Source organism: Actinotignum schaalii FB123-CNA-2, from assembly GCF_000411135.1.
GTDB lineage: Bacteria > Actinomycetota > Actinomycetes > Actinomycetales > Actinomycetaceae > Actinotignum > Actinotignum schaalii_A.
The window spans coordinates 1,058,234-1,076,352 of the sequence record NZ_KE150262.1 but is presented as its reverse complement, the minus strand read 5'-3'; the positions used below and the strand labels follow the sequence as shown (position 1 = coordinate 1,076,352).

The window sequence follows — 18,119 nt, the reverse complement described above, 5'->3', positions numbered from 1 at the left end:
TGCACGCCGTTTCCCGACCGTGCTGATGATGCGGCCGGTCATGAGGCCTGCACTGACCCGGGTGGGACACGTCCGGCGGGCGGAACACCCAGTCGGTCTGCGGTTTCCAAAACGTCCAGGTCGATCCGTGCCAACAATTCATCAACCGAACCGAATGTGAGCATGGGGCGGATACGGGAAACGAAATCGATACTGATGGGTTCTCCGTAGAGGTTGAGATCGCTACGCCCGAGTACGTGGGCTTCCACGGTGCGTTCCTGGCCCTCGAATTGAGGATTGGTTCCCACCGAGATGGCTGCCGGCAGGTATTCTTCGGCGGTACCACCTGGAATATGGCGCACCAGCCACCCGGCGTACACGCCATCTGCGGGAACTTCACCCAAATCATCCCCGCTGAGATTGGCGGTGGGAAACCCCAATTCGCGCCCGCGCCGTGCCCCGTGTACCACGGTGCCGTGAATACGGTGCGGGCGCCCCAGGATCTGCGCTGCGCTAGCGACATCACCGGTAGCAAGCGCGGCGCGCACCCGGGTAGAGGACCACCGTTCCCCCGCGGCGTCACAGCGGTCTCCTACGATTTCCACACCGAAGCCAAGCTCGGTACCGAGGCGGCGCAGCACCGCCTCATCCCCGGTATTTCCCGCCCCGAAACGGGCATCGTGCCCGACCACCACGAAGCCGGCCCGGAGTTGGCCAACAAGTTGATCCCGCACAAATTCCGCGGCGGTAGCGCGGGCGTAGGCCGCATCGTAATGCTGGAGATAGAGCGCATCCACACCCAGCGTCTCAATGCGATTAATGCGATCTTGCAGGCTCATAACGAGGCGAATATGTGCCTCGGGGCGGTGGACGGTGGCCGGATGGGGATCAAACGTGAGAACAATAACGGGCCAACCGAGTTCCCGGCCAATATCAACGGCGCGGGTAAGAACGGCACGGTGCCCACGGTGGACGCCGTCGTATACCCCGAAGGTCACCACGCTCCGGTCAAAATCCGGCGAAATATCTAAGGGAGATGTCCAAATCTGCACGTTCTCCAGGGTAGCTTATCCCCACCGTTATCCCACGTGCGCAAAAACCAAAATTTTTTGCGCGCGCGGGCTTGACATTTTTCCGTCATGGCGCAGGGCCGTTCTTGCCCCGTATACCCCAAAATCCCGGTGATTTTCCAGATAAACTGGTACGCGAAGAAAGCGTGCGCAGCGTCGGGCAGCCAGGTTACGGTGCCCCGGGCCTGCGCGCAGAACAGCTGTGGCGATGGGAGGCACCAATGGCACGATTTGTGAGCGCCGGTGAAGCGCTTGTGGACATTATTATCCGTGAGGGAGAGACCGGACCGGGCACTGAGGTCGTGGGCGGTTCACTTCTCAATGTGGCATCCGGTGTCTCCCGACTCGGCCAACACGTGGAGCTCGCTACCTGGTTCGGACGTGATGAGCGCGGGGAACGAATCGCTTCCCAGGCAGCCGCCATGGGTGTGGAGATTGTCCCCGGGTCCGACGGCGCCAGTCGGACCACCACCGCGAGCGCTTTCCTCGACGCGGAGGGCCGGGCACGTTATGAGTTCGACGTCGAATCGGACCTCCCCGAGATTCCGGACCCGGATACGGTGGGGCACCTGCACTGTGGTTCGTACTCTGCGGTGGTGGGTGCCTCGAGCAAGAAGATTTTGCGCGCCGTCAAGCGCCAGGCCCTCACCGGCACCGTTTCTTATGATCCGAATGCCCGCCCGGATCTGATGGGTTCTCCCGAAAAGGTGCGGGAGAGCATTGAGGAACTGGTGGCACTGTGCGATGTGGTCAAGGCGTCTGATGAGGACCTCGAATGGCTCTACCCCGGTGAGCCGGTGGAGCGGATTATGCGCCGGTGGGTTACCTCCGGGCCTGGCATGGTGGTGGTCACCCGCGGGCCGTGGGGTGCTTATGTCAAGCTAGCCGGGGAGCGCGATATGCTCGTCGTCGATCCGCTTAATGTGGAGCTGGGAGACACCGTGGGTGCCGGCGATTCTTTTATGGCCGGGATGCTGGCCGGGCTTATGGAGGCTGGGCTTCTCGGGTCGGTGGAAGCCAAGCAGCGGCTGCGCGCCGCCCATTTCTCCGACGTGCGCCCCGCACTGCACCAGGCGGTTATTACGGCGGGGCTGACCGTCAGCCACGACGGTGCGTACTCCCCCACTCCCGCGGAGGTGGACACCGTCCGTACCGGCGATCCGGCGCTGCGTTAAAAATATGCGTTAAAAATGCACCCCTACTCAGTAGATACGAGTACGGATAGCAACCGAAAACGGTGGCGCCTACCGCAGGAAAATGTCCTGAACGGCAGGCGCCACCGTTATCCGCACGACTGTTAAATCACAGTCGTTTAATAGTTATTTGGCGGTTATTCTACGGTCACTTTGCAGCGTTGATCCACCTGAGAGGCAACTTCGTAAAGTACAAGCCCTGCATCTCACGTTCCCAAAGCAGACCAAGATCGCCATCGGGCATAATCGCCATGCACTGGTAAACATAATGCGCCGGATTGAAGGTACGCGAGGCGATCCAGCTTCGGCCCCCGTCTTCCGACAGGCGCAGCACGCCCCGCCCTCGGTAGGGGCGCAGCTGGGCAGCGTTCGCAAAGATCACCCGTTCGGGGCAATCTGCGGTCGGCCACATCACCGCATTGGGCTGGCAGAAGATCTCGGGGATGGCATCAATGAAGTAGACGTCGCCCCATGTTTCCCCGCCGTCCTCACTGATGCTTGCCGCGATCTTCCCACTCGGATGCTGGTTGCGCATGAGCATGAGCACAGATCCATCAGCTCTTTCAATGAGAGTGGACTCGTGCGTTGCGGCTTTTTCGGTATCCAGCGTACGGCCCTCGATCTGGCGACCTTCGAAGATACGGCCATCATTGGGGGATGCGCCACGCTTCCAGGTTTCCCCGCCGTCGTCCGAATAGACAACCGCGGCGGAGAAGTACGTGGTGTGCACACCGTTGAAGTAAATCGGCATCACGAGCCGCCCGCGGTGTTTCTTACCTTCTAACTGGATTCCATTTCCCGGGGAGGTACCGCAGAAGGACATCCACTCTTCTTTCACCTCGTGGCTGAGGTTACGGGGCGCCGACCACGTGGCGCCGTCGTCGTCGGAATAAATCATCTGGAGGTAGCAGGTGCGCTTCGTCAGCAAGGTCTGGTGCGGGTCTTCGCCGTCGGCAAGGAAAACGTTTCCTCCCGGCGTCTCCGCACCGTCACGTAGCACCGTCACGTCGCCGCGGCTGGAAATACGGTAGGGCGCCGCCTGACCTTCGGCGTCGATAACGCTGCCGTCGGGGAGCCAGGTAAAGCTCGCCCCGTTTCCATCGTGGAGGATGAAATTCCCGTCCTTATCTAGGCCGATTCCGGCTTCCGCGTTTGGCTGCCCCATCCCGCCGGGAAAATGATCGATGAGCACAATGAGGCGTCCGGTATTTTTATCCTGAACCACGCAGGAATCAATCACGGAAGCACCGCTCGCCCCGTGTCCCGGATAGGTCAGCACCGTCTGGAGGTCTTCCCAGGTTTCTCCGCTATCGAAGGAACGCCGGATCGTGAAGTTAATAGAATTCGGCGAATCATTAGCAATCGTTTCGCGTTGATCAGCACCCGCGACGACGACGCCCGATTGCAAGGTGATAAGCGAGGGGATCCGGTAACTTACCGAGTTGTGAAATCCGGCATCGAAAAGACACTGAGTTTCCAGCGGCGGAACAGAAGAAAGCTTCTTAATCTGCGCATCATTGAGGATCGTGGAATACACGGCGGCATTACGCACCTCGCCGAAGAGGCGCGAGCCAGCTGTGTCCTGCCCGATGACTATCTCATCGCAAGCCGAAACCGCATCAAAGAAGGCTTGACCTGGCAGGTGGGCCTCCATGAAGCCATCCACGTAAATCTGAACGGCGCCGTGCCCCACGCGCAGCACAACATCGTGCCACCTGCCCTCATCCCAGTGGCCTTCTGCGAGGAAGGTGCGCCATTCGCCCCGCTGACCGAGCACCCGATATTCGATACCGCGTTCGGTCACCGATACATTCAGTTGCTCAACACCGTTACCGGCCGCCGCGAGCATCGTTCCGTGCTGCCCCGGCCCGCGCACCCGGTAGCGCAAAAACACGCTGCCCGAGCGTAGCTCCGCCACATCTGCCACGTCATAGTCGGACAGGTGGGAGGCAGCGAACTCAATCAGGGGTTCGGGGGCCGCACTGAGGGCCAGAATATCGCCACTGCTCAGAACATGGTCATAGCTTTCTAGTCCGCGAATATCGGTTCCCGCGGCGCACACGCTCTCGAGGGAGCTTGATCCCGGCACCGCTGCCGGAGAAAGATCCGCGGTTGTGGAGAAGCACTGGTATCCATCCAGGTAGATTTTCGAACCGGCGGAGCTGGAGGTAATTGCCACGGTATGCCAGGTGCGGTCACTCACCGTTGCGGTATCCTCCATATCCAGGGCAAATTCCATCGTCTCATTTGATCCGGCCAGGAATAAGCTCCCCGCCTTGATTGAGAGCACCCAACCCTTTTCTGCTCCGCGAACAGCGACGAGATCGCCATCCATCCCGGCGCGGAACTGGAACATCCAGCTCACACCAACCGTCGCCTTATCCATGTTGTTTCCTTCCTTTCGCATCATTGCGGCACTGCCGTGTACATGGTGCGCATTGATTATTTTCATTTCGTTATGTGGCGTTATTTGATGAGTTGGGCAGGGTAATCGAGCAGCCACGCCCGCGGAACTTCCGTGTAGTAGAGGCCCTGCCATTCACGTTCCCACAGCAACCCGATATTCCCGTTGGGTAGCTCCACCATGGCCTGGTAGACGTACCGCCCCGCCTGGAAGGTTCGCGAATTCTTCCAAGTCCGGCCACCATCATTGGAGTAGCGCAGCACGCCTTGGCCGCGGAAGGGCAAGCGGGCCGAAGCATTAGCGAAGAGCACCTCGTTTGTATGCCCAGCCAGGTTCTTCGCTGCCGGCAAGCTGAAAATATCGGGGGTGTTCTTATCAAATTCGGGAGCGCTCCATGTTGCCCCGCCGTCCGTGGAACGCGCCACCGCGATACGCCCGCCCGGATTGGAATTTCGCATATACATAGTCAGTTCGTTCTCACCGGTTTGCACCACGGCGGATTCATGGAGGGAGGCCCTCCCCTGCCGCACCGTCTGGGAGTTGATCGCCTCGCCGTTGAAGACCCGCGCATCATTCGGGGAAGTGGAGCGCTGCCAGGTGGCGCCGTCGTCGTCAGAATAAACAACCGCACTGGAATACACCGTTGCTACCGCGTTCGAATAGTAGATCGGAACAACTAAGCGCCCATCGTGTTCGCCGCCGTGGATCTGCATAGCCGATCCGGGGCTGGTGCCAATGAATTTCATCCAGTCTTCTTTGACCTGGTTGTTGAGGTGCCGCGGTGCGCTCCAGGTGACGCCGTCATCTTCCGAGTGCATTTCCACCAGGTACGCGGTGGGCTGCATGTATAAACCGTTAGGGACCTTGTGCGAAAGCGGATCGTACACATTATTGATGCGTTCACCCTTGAGGGTGACGGTGCCATCCTCCGCCACCGCGTAATCAGTGGGTCCGCCCTGAGCATCCGTGACTGCGCCGTTCTTGAGGGCAAAAGTGATACCGGCGGCGCTGTTCAACGCGAGGGAACCATCCGGGTTCATTCCGGTTCCCACATGATTATTCGGTTGGCCCACCCCGCCCGGATAAAGATCGACAAGCAGCGTGATCCTTCCGGTTTTTTCGTTTTGCACCATCGAGGAATCAATAACCGAGGCCGCTTGCTTCCCGCTTCCGGGAAGATTCACCAGCGTGCGCAGCGGCGACCAGGTTTTCCCGTTATCCGTTGAGCGGCGCAGCACGAGGTTAATATCATTCGGGCTGTCATAAGCATTGGGCACGCGCTGATCGGCGGTAGCGAGCAACGTTCCCTGGCGCGTGCGCAATAACGCGGGAATCCGGTAGCTTGCCGCACCCTCATACCCGCTATCGAAAAGGGCGAATTCCCCGGGATTGCTATACCCGCTCAGAGTCTTGACTTCAGCATCGTTGAGAGCTCCGTCAAAGACGCGCAGGCGGGCATGTTCCAGCACCACCTTGTTGATCGTATTTAAAGAATGTGCGGGGAGATTCTTGCGTCCGATGAGTGTTCCGTTGGCGTAAACCTTACTTGCGTCACCATCAACGACGACGGCGACACTTGTCTGCGAGGACTGGGTCCACGTACCCGGAATCGAAATCCGCCCTCCCCCTTGGGCCAGGCTGAGAGCATCATCGTGCACCGAAAGTTCCTGAACGGAGGTGTCGCCACGGCGCAGGGCTGCGCTTGCGCTCGTCTGCGGGTCAATATCGTAAAAGTAGGTGATTTTTCCTTTACCCGCGGCAGTTCGCACCGCTTCCGGCACCTCCGCGCGGGAATCGGCCACCGTCAGGATCGGTTCAGGTGCGGGGGAAAGCTGCGCCACATCGGAGGGCGTCACGGGAGTGTCGAAGACCCGAACCCGGCTCACCGTTCCCGCGAATCCCCACTGTTTCCCGTGGGAGTCATAGTTCGCCCCGAGACGCAGCGAATCCAGGCCGTCCACATCATCGAAGAAACTCGCTGACGTGGTGGAGAACACCTGCTGTCCGTCCAGGTAGATGGCGGTATTCTCCCCCGTCACGTTCACAACTGCCGTATGTTCACGCCCATCATTGACCGGGCCGGCATCTTCAGCATCGGCTTTAGCCAACCACCCTTTCCCAGATTCAGGCTCATTGCGGACTTCCCAGTATAGATGCCCGTGCCTCAGAGCGAGGGTGAGATTCGTGGAATCCTCCGCAGAATTCGATGCACTGAGGAGAGCCGCCGAACCAGAATCCTGGGTTGTGGAGAACGTTACCACCACCGCACCCTCAGTGAGATTTTTCACTTTTCTAATATTTGCGCCGAGATCCTGGCCGGGACCGCCCTCAGCTTGTTCATAACGATTGTCAATATCAATAACGGCGCCAGAAACCGCCCCCTCAGTGTCAGCCAAGGCATCCGGAACTATGGCGGCGAGCCCACCCGCAACAACAAGGGCGCAGGCAACACCGAGGCTCTGAATTTTTTCTCGTATACGGACCATAAGGTCTCCTTCTCCCTCCACCACGTCATGGCGGGAATCCCGCAATATAGCGGGTTTATCGTATTTATTTTCCCCTTGGCAAAGAGAACGCAAACGCGGGGACGTTGTGACTGATTCACCAATTGTCAGACAGGTTAGCAATGTCATTTCACTTTGCACAAGCATGGCAGTGAGTCATTTCTTAACCATCGCTTGCGCAGCTCAAAGCATGAGCGTAGTTTATTCCCGTTGTCAGACAATTGAAGTTCAGCAACTATTTTTCAATGAGGAAATACCTAGGAAGGGCATCGATATGAGTGAGCCTCATTCCCAAACAACATCCCGACCAAAGCGCTGGTATCAGTATCTTTCGCGTGAGGATTGGAAAGCTTTTTTCGCCGCTTGGCTGGGCGTACTTCTGGATGGCTACGATTTCGTGCTCATCGCTTTTGCTCTTCCCGCCATCAAAGAAACATTTGACCTTACCCTGGTCCAAAGCGCTTCGCTCATTTCCGCGGCCTTTATTAGCCGGTGGCTCGGCGGCTTGGTTCTCGGCGCTATTGGCGACCGTTACGGCCGCAAGCCCGCAATGATCCTCTCTATCTTCATGTTTGCTTTCGGATCCATTGCGTGTGCGCTCGCCCCGAATTTCTGGATTCTCTTTGTTTTGCGCCTCATTATCGGCTTTGCCATGGCCGGTGAATACTCAGCATCAGCTGCCTACGTCATCGAATCCTGGCCGCGCCATATGCGTAATAAAGCTTCCGGATTCCTCCTGTCCGGCTATGCGTTCGGGGTTATTGCTGCGGCTCAGGTCGATAAATACTTCGTCACCTGGGTGGATTCTATCCATCCCGGCTGGGGCTGGCGCGCCCTCTTCCTCACGGGCGTGGTGCCCATCGCCATCGCGATTTACATGCGCAAAACCCTCCCCGAAGCGAACGACTGGGAAGAAGCAAAGAACAAGGGACACGTTGAAAAGAACGATATGCTCTCCGTTCTCTTCGGTGGCAAGCTCAAGTTCGTCAATTACGCCGCGGTGATTATTGCCTCCGTTGCGCTGCTTCTTATCTTCACCCAAAGCGTTTCCGGCGGTGTCGTCATCACCGCGCTGGGACTCGTCTGCGCGGTAATTTTCATTTACTTCATTATCCAGTTCGACCCGAACCGCTGGGTTATTGGCATCGCCATTATGGTGACGATTTTTGCTTCCTTCATGTACACCTGGCCGATTCAGGGTCTGCTGCCGACCTACCTCCAGGGTGTGGGTATGGATCAGCAACTGGTTGCGAATGTGGTGTCCTTCGCTGGGCTCGGTAATGCATGCGGCTACATCATCGCGGGCTTCGCCGGTGACCGCTTCGGAATGCGACGCTGGTACGTTATTTCACTGCTACTTTCCCAAGCAATTGTCTTCCCGCTCTTCATGCAGGGTGGCGAATACGTGGTGCTGGTCGCAGCCTTGCTCTTCTTCCAGCAGATGTTCGGACAGGGTATTTCCGGTCTGCTCCCCAAGTGGGTATCCAGCTACTTCCCGGTGGACAAGCGCGCTGCCGGCCTTGGTTTTAGCTACAACGTCGGTGCTCTAGGCGGCGCGGTTGGCCCGGTTCTCGGCGCCGCGGTTGCGGCCAAGGTGTCCCTCGGTATGGCGCTCGCTATTCTTTCCGTCGGTTTCGCCGCCATCGTCATGATCTCTATTGGCGCCAATATTCCGCGCCGCCTGCAAGAATTGGTTAATGCCGATGCCGTTCGTCCCGAGGACGGCGACGACGAAATTATTTTGGAAGGAAAATAAATGACACTCCCCTTCGTTGTTGGGGCATATGCTTCGCTCCCCGAACCTGCCTCGCAGCCCGACTACTATCACCTGCTGGCGGAGCAGGAATGGATCTCCGGAATCGAGATTCCTTTCCCCGGAGTCCTGGCCAGCGATGCCAAGGCTATTGCGGATGTGATCGCCCCGCACTGGACACTTAACACAATTACCGCGATTCCCGGCACCATGCAGAACGTCGGCAAAAACCCGGCTTTCGGACTGGCCTCCCCCGACGAGGAGGGCCGCGCGGCCGCTCTCACTTTCACCCGCGAGATTCGCGACGCCGTTGCTTCCCTCTCTCAACTCAGCGGCCGCACCGTCATCACGAAGGTGCAGCTCCATTCGGCCCCCACAAAGCAGGCCGACGGCGCAGCTTTCCGCGCCTCCCTTGCCGAGCTATCGAAGTGGGATTGGTCCGGGGCAGTTCCGGTGATTGAGCATTGTGACCGCTATATTGAAGGTCAAGCTCCGGAAAAGGGCTTCCTTGCTCTCGAGGAAGAAATCGCCATCTGCCAAGAGCTGGGCCTGGGTATCCACATTAACTGGGGCCGCTCCGCACTCGAGGAACGTAGCGCGGATACTGCTTTCGCGCATATCGAGGCGTGCGGACAGGCTGGGGTACTTGCCGGTCTTATGTTCTCCGGAGCGGGCCCGGCAGAAACCCAGTACGGCTACTCCTGGATTGATGGGCATCTCCCCTCGCAGACCGATGAACCGACATCGATTATGACAGCGGGAGAAATCACCCGCTGTGCCAATGCCGCTCGCGAGGGCGGGGCGCAGTATCTGGGTGCCAAGATCTGCGTGCCGGCCAATGCTTCCTTACCCGAGCGCGTGGCCATGCTCGAGCATATCCACCGTGCCGCGGTAGCGAACTAACCGCACATTATCGCTAACGCGTGCATCACCCCGCGCCGTCACCCAAGAGGTGCCGGCGCGGGGATTTTTATGCACCCGTGTGTCTACGTATCTCTGTATTTATGCGCCGGGCGGGAAGACGGTGGCCGGCCGGAAGGTATCCCCGTGCCGGCGTGCCACCGCAACAAGCTCATCGTCGTGCAGCAGGGCGACGGTGCCAGCTTCACTTCCCACACCGGGTGCTTGTCCCGGTACCGTTCCTGCGGCGGGATCCACTGCTCTCCCCCGGGACTCAAGGAACTGGCCGTGGCGCACGGATTCGGCTTCGGCTGCCGCGATCTGCACCGTCGGGAGTGCGCGAGCCGCCACCTGCGCCAGTGGGATAACGGGGGGCTGCACCCCGCCCTGCACCAGTTGCGCCACTTCCGCTACGCTCACCGCCTCGGCTTGCCGGAAGCCACCCACGCGGGTGCGCCGCAGCGCGCTCATGAGGGCTGCGCTTCCCAACGCTATCCCGGTATCGCGGGCAAGGGCGCGCACGTAGGTACCCGAGGAGCAACTCACTTCCACATCAACATCCGCAACCGGCACAATTCCCGCTTGAGTCTCTACCGGCGCCTGGTGCCAGCGAAGCTCCCCGCTACGCTCCAGCCGAGCAATATGAACCGGCACCGCATCGAGCACCACCTCCAGGCCAGCTCGAGCCAGGTCATAGGCCCGCTTGCCGGCGATCTTCTTGGCCGAATACGCCGAGGGCACCTGCGAAATATCACCCTGGAGGGAGGAGAGGGCAGCGTCGAGCTGCGCCGTCGTACCGGAAAAACCTGGAGCGAACGTGACGGTACCGGTGCAATCCTCGGTATCAGAGCCGATACCGAGCGTGAACGTAGCCCGGTAATCCTTATCGGCCCCGCTCAGGTAGGTGAGGAGGCGGGTACCGGCGCCGATACCCACCACGAGCACCCCCGTGGCCATCGGGTCGAGCGTACCGGCGTGCCCCACTTTACGGGTGCCACATAGACGGCGCAGCGCGGCAACCACGTCGTGCGAGGTAACCCCAGCGGGTTTATCAATAACCAGGACGCCGCTCGGCGCCGGATGCTGCGCGCGGGGCAGATCAGGCCAGGGATTCTGGCGCATCGGTTTCATGGGATGCCTCAGGGGCTAACGGTGCCGCGGGACCCGAGGGTGCGGCGGGAGTGGACGGTGCGACGGGGCCTGACGGTGCCTCGTAGCCTGACGGTGCGGCGGCGCCGTCGCCTTCCGTGACCTCACGGGGCTTGCGGTAAGGATCTGCCTCCCCCGCGTATTCCTTCCCCTCCGCGTTGCGCGCCAGTTCGGCGTCACGGTGCAGGGCCGCGGCCAGCACGTCCTCAAAAGTGCGGGCTCCTTCAGGTAGTTCGTCGGCCACGAATTCCAGGGTCGGGGTAAGCCGCAAGCCGAGCTGACGCCCCACTTCCGAGCGCAACGCGCCCTTGGCCGCTTCCAGTCCGCGGGCGGCATCTTTCACCTGGTGCTCGTGCCCGATCGCGGTGAAGAATACGGTGGCATGCTGGAGATCACCGGTCACCCGGGTATCGGTAATGGTCACCATATTCAGGCGCGGGTCTTTCATGCGGGTGTTAATGGTTTGCGCCACGATCTGCTGGATACGTTTCGCCACCCGTTCCGCACGGGGATTAGCCATCTTCATCTCCTTTATTGCTGGTGGATATGCTGCGGCCCGCCAGCGCCAGTGGCGAGCCGGCGGGCCGCAACGTTCCTCAGGACAGTCCCCTAGCTGCGGGCCTTCTCCTGCATCTCAAAGGTTTCAATAATGTCGCCTTCGTGAATATCGCGGTAGCCGAGCGTAATGCCGCATTCGTAGCCTTCGCGTACTTCGGTAACATCGTCCTTTTCGCGGCGCAGCGAGACAATTTCGAGCTCGGGTTGTACCACGACGCCGTCGCGTACCAACCGTGCCTTCGCCCCGCGCTTGATCGCGCCAGTGCGGACAATGGAGCCGGCAATGGTGCCGGCCTTGCCCGAGCGGAAGAGCTGGCGCACTTCGGCGCTGCCCAGCTGAACTTCCTCGAGAACGGGCTTGAGCATGCCCTTGAGGGCCGCTTCCACTTCCTCGATGGCCTGGTAGATGACCGAGTAGAACTTCATCTCCACGCCTTCGCGTTCGGCCAGATCCGCTACGCGTTCCGCCGGGCGCACATTGAAGCCGATAATGACGGCGTTATCAACGGTTGCGAGATTGACGTCGTTCTGGGTGATGGCACCCACGCCACGGTGGATGATCTGCAGCGCCACTTCGTCATCGACCTCAATATCGAGGAGCGAGGATTCCAGCGCTTCCACCGCGCCGGAGGAATCGCCCTTGATAATAAGGTTGAGCGTTTCGACGCTGCCTTCCTTGAGGACATCCCCGAGGTTCTCCAGCGAGACACGCTTGCGACGCCGTGCCAGAGAAGCCGCCCGCTGGGCAGATTCGCGCTGTTCGGCAATTTGGCGTGCGGTTCGTTCGTCGTCCGCCACGAGGAAGGCATCCCCGGCGGAGGGCACCGCGTCCAAGCCGAGCACCTGGACCGGCATGGAAGGCCCGGCTTCCTTGACCGGATTGCCGCTGGCATCGAACATGGCACGCACGCGCCCGTGGGCAATACCCACCACGATGGGATCGGAGATCCGCAGCGTACCGGTTTGCACCAGTGCGGTAATCACCGAACCGCGGCCCTGATCGAGCTTCGCTTCGATGGCAACACCGCGCGCGGTGCGATCCGGATTGGCCTTGAGTTCCAGTTCGGCATCGGCCACGTAAAGGATGGCTTCGAGGAGATCGTCGATGCCGATACGCTGCTTGGCCGACACGTCGAGGAACATGGTGTCCCCGCCGTATTCTTCGGCGATGAGGCCGTATTCGGTTAGCTGGCTGCGCACCTTCTGCGGGTTGGCGCCTTCCACGTCGATCTTGTTGACCGCGACGATGATCTTCACACCCGCGGATTGCGCGTGGTTGATAGCTTCCACCGTCTGGGGCATCACACCGTCGTCCGCGGCGACCACGAGGATCGCGATGTCGGTAATATCCGCACCGCGGGCGCGCATCTGGGTGAAGGCTTCGTGACCGGGGGTATCAATGAACGTGATCGCCCGGGTTTCGCCTTCGTATTCGATATCGGTCTGGAAAGCACCGATGGCCTGGGTAATACCGCCCGATTCGGTACCTTCCACCCGCGAGTGGCGGAACGCATCGAGGAGCTTGGTTTTACCGTGGTCCACGTGGCCCATAACGGTAACAACCGGGGGACGCGGCTTGAGGTTCTCTTCGTCTTCCAGGAGCTCTTCTTCTTCGAGGTTAATATCGAAGCTCTCCAGGATTTCACGATCCTCATCCTCAGCGGAGAGAACTTCCACCTCGTAGCCGAGTTCGGCTCCCAGCAGCTTGAAGGTATCTTCGTCCAGCGACTGGTTCATCGTGGCCATCTCACCCATACGGAAGAGCACGGTGATGAGGGCCGCCGAGGACGCACCGATACGTTCGGCGAAGTCCGCCAGCGAAGCACCCTGGCGCAGGCGCACCACGGTGGAGCCATCCCCGCGGGGAACCTGGACGCCGGAAAGCATTGGCGAGGACTGTGCCTCGTATTCTTCGCGCCGGGTCCGCTTGGACTTGCGGCCTCCGCCACCTCCGCGGCGCCCGAAAGCACCGGCGGTGGAACCGCCGCGCGAACGCCCGCCACTGCGGGTGAAACCGCCCGTGGGCCGGCCTTGCCCGCCACGATTCTGACCGCCGCCAGCCGGGCCACGCCCGCGGCCACCGCCGCGACCGCCCCGCCCGGAGGAGGGAGCGCCGGCCATCTGGTTAGGCATCATCGCCGGCGAGGGGCGCGAACCTCCGTGCCCGCGCCCGCCACCGGAACGCTGCCCGCCACCACCGTGGTTGTTCTGATGCGCGCCCTGATGCGCACCGGGGCGGGGAGTGCCCGCATTCTTGCGCCCGCCACCGGGACGGGGCATACCCTGCGAAGTGGCATACGGATTATTGCCGGGCCGCGGGCCGCGCCCGCCACCGGGACGGGGCATACCCTGCGAGGTGGCGTAGGGGTTGTTCCCGGGGCGCGGGGTGCGCTGATCAGCTTCGGCACGCGCCGCCTTGGCGGATTTCACCGCGCCGCGCGGGGTAGGAATATTGGAGCGGCCGGAGTGCCCAGTTTCCTGGGGCTTTGCGCCGCCGTGCGAGGCATCGGCACCGTGGGCAGAACCCGCTTCCCCGGACTTTCCGGACGGTGCAGACGCACCGGGCTTGGGAGCCGGTTTCGGCGCGGCTTGCTGCGGGCCGGGCTTACCGGGCTTCGGGGCCGCACTGCCATGAGCACCAGCTGCGGAGCCGGGCTTAGGCACACCGGCGCTAGCGCCGGTTCCGGTAACGGCTCCGGCAGTGCCCGCCACCGCGGCAGGGGTGGGCGCCGCGGCGTTATCCGCATGCTGCTTGGCCGGGGCCGGCTTCGGGCCGGGCTTGGGTGCGCCGGTGCCAGTACCGGCAGCACCGGAGTTCGCGGCAGCCTTCGCCTGTGCCGTCACATCGACAATCGAGGCCGAACCGGCGGGCATATCCACCGCATCGGGCGCCACGGGATGCTTACGGACGGGCTTGCGCGGTGCCGGCTTAGCGCTCCCCTTGGATTCAACCAATTCGGGGTGCGCTTCAAAGTATTCACGTGCTTTACGCACAACAGGTGCCTCAATGGTGGACGAGGCAGATTTGACGAATTCGCCATTCTCCTTGAGTGTGGCCAGCAGCTTCTTGCTGGTCACCCCCAGTTCTTTGGCGAGTTCATGGACGCGGACTTTTGCCACAGTTCTCCTTCGTTGGGCCCGGCAAAAGTGCGCACGGACCCGCTAAATCCGGTTGTTCATCGTTGGGTACTCATCGGGTGCCCATCAGCTTCCAACCCGCTTTCTTGGTCTCGGGTTTTCGCTCCGCTCACGCGAGCGAACTGATTACTTCTGTTACGGCATGCGGAGGAAGAACGACGGCGCAGCGAAAGGCATGCGCAAGTTGTCCCGTCCGCATTCCCCTGGCTAGACAGTCAGGGCGGGCGTGCACCCACGCTCCCCGGCCGGGCAGCCGCTGTTCTTTATCCACAACAACTCCCGCATCGGTTAGCGCTAAGCGCACCAGTTCCTCCCGGGCGGCACGCTGACGGCACCCCACGCACATGCGCGGATTTTTCGTCATCATCCCACCGCCTCGAAATTCACACCCTATCTATTTTAGCGGCAAGATGCTACTAACGCACGTCATCATGCGACTGTGCCGCGTGATCTTCCCCGTGTTCAGCTCCGCCGAGGGCTTCGCCACCGGAAATTTCCACAGCGGGAGTTTCTTGCACATCGGATTCTTTACGAATATCGATGGACCACCCGGTGAGCTTGGCGGCCAGGCGCACATTCTGCGCTTCTTTACCGATAGCGAGGGATGCCTGCCCATCGGGAACAATGGCGCGGGCCTGGCGCTTCTCCACGGAGATGATATCCACCCGGGTTACCTTCGCGGGGGACAGTGACGCGGCGATAAATACCGCCGGATCATCGTTGTAATCAACGATGTCAATTTTCTCCCCACCCAGCTCCGTGGTGACCGCACGCACGCGCTGACCGTTATGGCCAATACACGCCCCCTTGGCATTCACCTCCGGATCCTCGGCGTATACGGCGAGCTTGGAACGGTGCCCCGCCTCGCGCGCGAGCGCCACGAGTTCCACGGTGCCACTAGCAATTTCAGGCACTTCCAATTCGAAGAGACGGCGCACAAAATCCGGGTGGGTACGCGAGAGCCGAATGGAGGCACCTCGGCTGGTGACCACTACATCCAAGACCAGGGCGCGGATGCGATCCCCCCTGTTGAGATGCTCGGTAGGAACCTGTTCCTCCGCTCGCAAAATAGCTTCGTGGTCCCCCACTTCCACGAGGAGATCGCGGGAGAAGCTATCGCGCCCGGCCCGGCCTTGCACAACGCCGGAAATAATGTCACCCTGCTTATTTTTGAAGGAGCCGAGCACGCGATTCGCTTCGGCTTCCTTGAGGCGCTGGGCAATCACGGATTTCGCCGTCGCCGTCGCAATGCGCCCAAAATCGTGCGGGGTGTCATCGAATTCACCGACGACATTACCTTCTTCGTCAATTTCCGGGGCCCACACCACGATTTTGCCGGTGCGCCGATCCATATCGACCCGGGCCCCGCGAATCGCACCGGGCACCCGCGCATAGGCGTGCAACAGGGCATCTTCAATTGCTTCGACGAGTACATCGGAGCTCAGGCCAAGTTCACTTTCCAGGGCCCGCAGCTCGTTCATGTGAATTTGAATATCCACGATTTCTCCTACTCTTCCTCGCCGTCGCGATGGAATTCAATATCAACGCGGGCCCGTTCCACCCGACCAATGGGTAGGCGCCGTTCCACTCCCCCGTTATCCGATGCGAGGACCAGAGTATCGCCCTCGACGGCGCGCAACCGGCTCACGATCTCATCTTCACCGGAGGGTGTCAGACGCAGCAGGCGCCCCACTGCGCGGGAAAAGTGGCGCGGTTCCACGAGCGGGCGGGTGGCACCGGGGGTGGACACTTCAAGGTTATAGGCACCCTGAACGAGGTCGACGTCGTCCAAACGCGCGGAAATAAGACGCGAAACGTCGGTAAGCTGATCCGAGCCAACACCACCGGGGCCGCTGGGGAGATCGACCGTGACGTGAACGACGGCGCGCCCACCGGCACGGCCCACCGTTACGCCTTCCAGGTAGAGCCCGCATTGGGAAACAAGAGGTTCAATCGCGGCGATGATTTCGCCGGTCCGCTGTGCCTGACTGGATTTACGGGGCCCGGTAGAGCGGCGGTCCCGCCGCGCGGGAGGACGCGAACTCTTGGAATGACTCATGGGCTAATCCTACAGTTTCCGCGCCGCGCCGTGGTACACGGGCGTGCCAGACCGTGCCCACGGTGCAGGTATCACCGCCGTTGCCCACGGTGCAAATAGCCCTGCCGGCGCCGACGGTGGCACGGTGGCACGGTGGCACGGTGCACAGCGTGCCGTCATCAGCGCGCGCACCGTCTCCCAGGCCGATCGAGGTGGCACAATATAAGCGGTTTTATTCTCGTCAGGAAAGCGGAGAAGCATGGCAGCTGCACCCCGGAGCGGAGCGCTCGCTCATCGGCGCACCTCTCAGCCGATTCGAACCACGGTGCAGCTGGTGGGCACCGCCGCGCTTACGATCCTCATCATTGGCGCCATTCTTATTGCGATGGGAGCACGGTGGGAACACGGCGACCCCTCCCCCGCACCTATGACGACAACGCAAGAACTGCGCCAAAGTCTTGCCGTGGCATCCCAGCGGTGCTCGGCGGCCGCAACCGACCTGGCCGCTGAAACGGGCGGCTACGCCGCGCAGGTATACCAGGATGTTGCCGAGCACGCTAGCATATGGGAGAACCAGCTTGGTGGGGTATGGCAGGCGTGGCCGAGCGGAGCCCCGGCCGGGCATACAAATTCTCCCGAGCCTTCTCCCCTGGCTCCCGATGCTGCTGAATTACTCGCGGAATTATCCAAGATTAGCTCCGCTGCGGTAACGGCCGCGGATGCGCTACTGCCCGCAGCGGAAACTCCGGCGAAAGGCGCGACCGCGAGTACGGCGGATGGCGCAACAGGCGGCGCAGCGAAAGGCGTCGTCGCTCGCGAGGAGATATCTGAGGAAGTAGCCGGCGAGCGCGCACTCTATTTCGCTATTGCGCTGCGGGCAACGTGGGATGCTCAGGTAGTGGCCGAGGCTACCGGGTTACCCGCCCCGGATCCCTTTGGTGCCGCGGCTGCGGGTGGCCCTAGGTACGACGTCGCCCAGCTGGCATCGGCGGGCGGCGACGCGAAGCTTCTCGCTGCCGCGAATACGGCCCGCCAGTGGTACGAAGTTGATGCGGCACGCCGGGGTATGGAGGGACATGCCGAGCGCATGGAACGCATCGCGCGCATTGCTGATCTGGAAGAAGCCCTACTTCGCGCTGGCACCCCGGATACCCGCGCCGCCAGCATTCCCCTCCCGGCTGTTGCAGAGGACGAGCTCGCATCCGCCGCGTACGCCACTTTGATCGGTGCACTATGGCAAAGCGGAGCGCCGGCTACGGAGGCTCTCAATTTTGCGCTTGCTTTGGATGGTGGTGGCGGCGGGACCGCTGCGGGCGGTGTTACAGGCGCCAGCGGTGCCACGGGCCAGAGTCTCGGTAGTGCCGCACTCCCCGGGCTTTCACCGCACACGGCAGGCTAATTACGTTATCCCCGTAATAATCAATAACTAATAC

13 protein-coding genes are annotated in these 18,119 nt (G+C 61.2%); 4 read left to right on the top strand and 9 right to left on the bottom strand.

Going from position 1 to position 18,119, the window contains the following annotated elements; all coding sequences use genetic code 11:
- Positions 1-38 precede the first annotated feature (38 nt).
- A complete protein-coding gene (locus tag HMPREF9237_RS04295) occupies positions 39-1,031 on the bottom strand; it encodes a bifunctional riboflavin kinase/FAD synthetase (protein WP_016442509.1) in 993 nt (330 codons plus the stop codon).
- Positions 1,032-1,270: 239 nt separating this feature from the next.
- Here HMPREF9237_RS04295 and HMPREF9237_RS04290 point away from each other — a divergent pair, with 239 nt between their 5' ends.
- Complete coding sequence (locus tag HMPREF9237_RS04290; RefSeq protein ID WP_016442508.1) at positions 1,271-2,224, top strand: carbohydrate kinase family protein; 954 nt, start codon at positions 1,271-1,273, stop codon at positions 2,222-2,224.
- Positions 2,225-2,390: 166 nt separating this feature from the next.
- On the opposite strand, the gene HMPREF9237_RS04285 is transcribed toward HMPREF9237_RS04290, so the two are convergent.
- Together HMPREF9237_RS04285 and HMPREF9237_RS04280 are read right to left on the bottom strand one after the other, a co-directional pair.
- Positions 2,391-4,628, bottom strand: coding sequence for a sialidase family protein (locus HMPREF9237_RS04285; RefSeq protein WP_016442507.1), 2,238 nt, complete (start codon positions 4,626-4,628; stop codon positions 2,391-2,393).
- 80 nt (positions 4,629-4,708) lie between these two features.
- Complete coding sequence (locus HMPREF9237_RS04280; protein WP_016442506.1) at positions 4,709-7,132, bottom strand: sialidase family protein; 2,424 nt, start codon at positions 7,130-7,132, stop codon at positions 4,709-4,711.
- Between the two features lie 292 nt (positions 7,133-7,424).
- On the opposite strand from HMPREF9237_RS04280, the gene HMPREF9237_RS04275 reads away from it, so the two are divergent.
- On the top strand, positions 7,425-8,906 hold the full coding sequence (locus HMPREF9237_RS04275) for an MFS transporter (protein ID WP_016442505.1): 1,482 nt from the start codon (positions 7,425-7,427) through the stop codon (positions 8,904-8,906).
- Entirely contained in the window at positions 8,907-9,806 is a 900-nt protein-coding gene (locus tag HMPREF9237_RS04270) for a DUF4862 family protein (RefSeq protein ID WP_016442504.1), read from the top strand.
- Positions 9,807-9,905: 99 nt separating this feature from the next.
- Here the strand turns inward: HMPREF9237_RS04270 and truB are convergent, their stop codons facing one another.
- The 6 genes from truB to rimP all read right to left on the bottom strand — a co-directional run bounded on the left by truB (position 9,906) and on the right by rimP (position 16,707).
- Positions 9,906-10,934 carry a tRNA pseudouridine(55) synthase TruB gene (gene truB, locus HMPREF9237_RS04265; protein ID WP_016442503.1) on the bottom strand — a complete coding sequence of 343 codons (1,029 nt, stop codon included), beginning with the start codon at positions 10,932-10,934 and terminating at the stop codon, positions 9,906-9,908.
- A complete protein-coding gene (gene rbfA, locus HMPREF9237_RS04260) occupies positions 10,903-11,472 on the bottom strand; it encodes a 30S ribosome-binding factor RbfA (RefSeq protein WP_016442502.1) in 570 nt (189 codons plus the stop codon). Before rbfA ends, truB begins: the two co-directional genes overlap by 32 nt.
- Before the next feature lie 89 nt (positions 11,473-11,561).
- Positions 11,562-14,630, bottom strand: a complete 3,069-nt coding sequence (gene infB / locus HMPREF9237_RS04255) for a translation initiation factor IF-2 (protein WP_016442501.1) — start codon at positions 14,628-14,630, stop codon at positions 11,562-11,564.
- 127 nt (positions 14,631-14,757) lie between these two features.
- The gene (locus HMPREF9237_RS09900; protein WP_419456736.1) at positions 14,758-14,994 is read right to left on the bottom strand and encodes a YlxR family protein; all 237 of its coding nucleotides are present in this window, start codon (positions 14,992-14,994) and stop codon (positions 14,758-14,760) included.
- A 70-nt stretch (positions 14,995-15,064) separates the two neighbouring features.
- Positions 15,065-16,141 (bottom strand): transcription termination factor NusA, encoded by a 1,077-nt coding sequence (nusA, locus tag HMPREF9237_RS04250; protein ID WP_081637310.1) that lies wholly within the window; start codon positions 16,139-16,141, stop codon positions 15,065-15,067.
- A 14-nt stretch (positions 16,142-16,155) separates the two neighbouring features.
- Positions 16,156-16,707, bottom strand: coding sequence for a ribosome maturation factor RimP (rimP, locus tag HMPREF9237_RS04245; RefSeq protein WP_016442498.1), 552 nt, complete (start codon positions 16,705-16,707; stop codon positions 16,156-16,158).
- 238 nt (positions 16,708-16,945) lie between these two features.
- Here rimP and HMPREF9237_RS04240 point away from each other — a divergent pair, with 238 nt between their 5' ends.
- On the top strand, positions 16,946-18,085 hold the full coding sequence (locus HMPREF9237_RS04240; RefSeq protein ID WP_016442497.1) for a hypothetical protein: 1,140 nt from the start codon (positions 16,946-16,948) through the stop codon (positions 18,083-18,085).
- Positions 18,086-18,119: the final 34 nt, after the last annotated feature.

Bases quoted from the DNA above. Each gene is read 5' to 3' on its own strand.
- rimP (WP_016442498.1), bottom strand. From the start codon at position 16,707: ATGAGTCATTCCAAGAGTTCGCGTCCTCCCGCGCGGCGGGACCGCCGC.
- HMPREF9237_RS04240 (WP_016442497.1), top strand. From the start codon at position 16,946: ATGGCAGCTGCACCCCGGAGCGGAGCGCTCGCTCATCGGCGCACCTCT.
- truB (WP_016442503.1), bottom strand. From the start codon at position 10,934: ATGAAACCGATGCGCCAGAATCCCTGGCCTGATCTGCCCCGCGCGCAG.
- HMPREF9237_RS04270 (WP_016442504.1), top strand. From the start codon at position 8,907: ATGACACTCCCCTTCGTTGTTGGGGCATATGCTTCGCTCCCCGAACCT.
- HMPREF9237_RS04285 (WP_016442507.1), bottom strand. From the start codon at position 4,628: ATGGATAAGGCGACGGTTGGTGTGAGCTGGATGTTCCAGTTCCGCGCC.
- rbfA (WP_016442502.1), bottom strand. From the start codon at position 11,472: ATGGCTAATCCCCGTGCGGAACGGGTGGCGAAACGTATCCAGCAGATC.
- HMPREF9237_RS09900 (WP_419456736.1), bottom strand. From the start codon at position 14,994: ATGTGCGTGGGGTGCCGTCAGCGTGCCGCCCGGGAGGAACTGGTGCGC.
- HMPREF9237_RS04275 (WP_016442505.1), top strand. From the start codon at position 7,425: ATGAGTGAGCCTCATTCCCAAACAACATCCCGACCAAAGCGCTGGTAT.
- HMPREF9237_RS04290 (WP_016442508.1), top strand. From the start codon at position 1,271: ATGGCACGATTTGTGAGCGCCGGTGAAGCGCTTGTGGACATTATTATC.
- HMPREF9237_RS04280 (WP_016442506.1), bottom strand. From the start codon at position 7,132: ATGGTCCGTATACGAGAAAAAATTCAGAGCCTCGGTGTTGCCTGCGCC.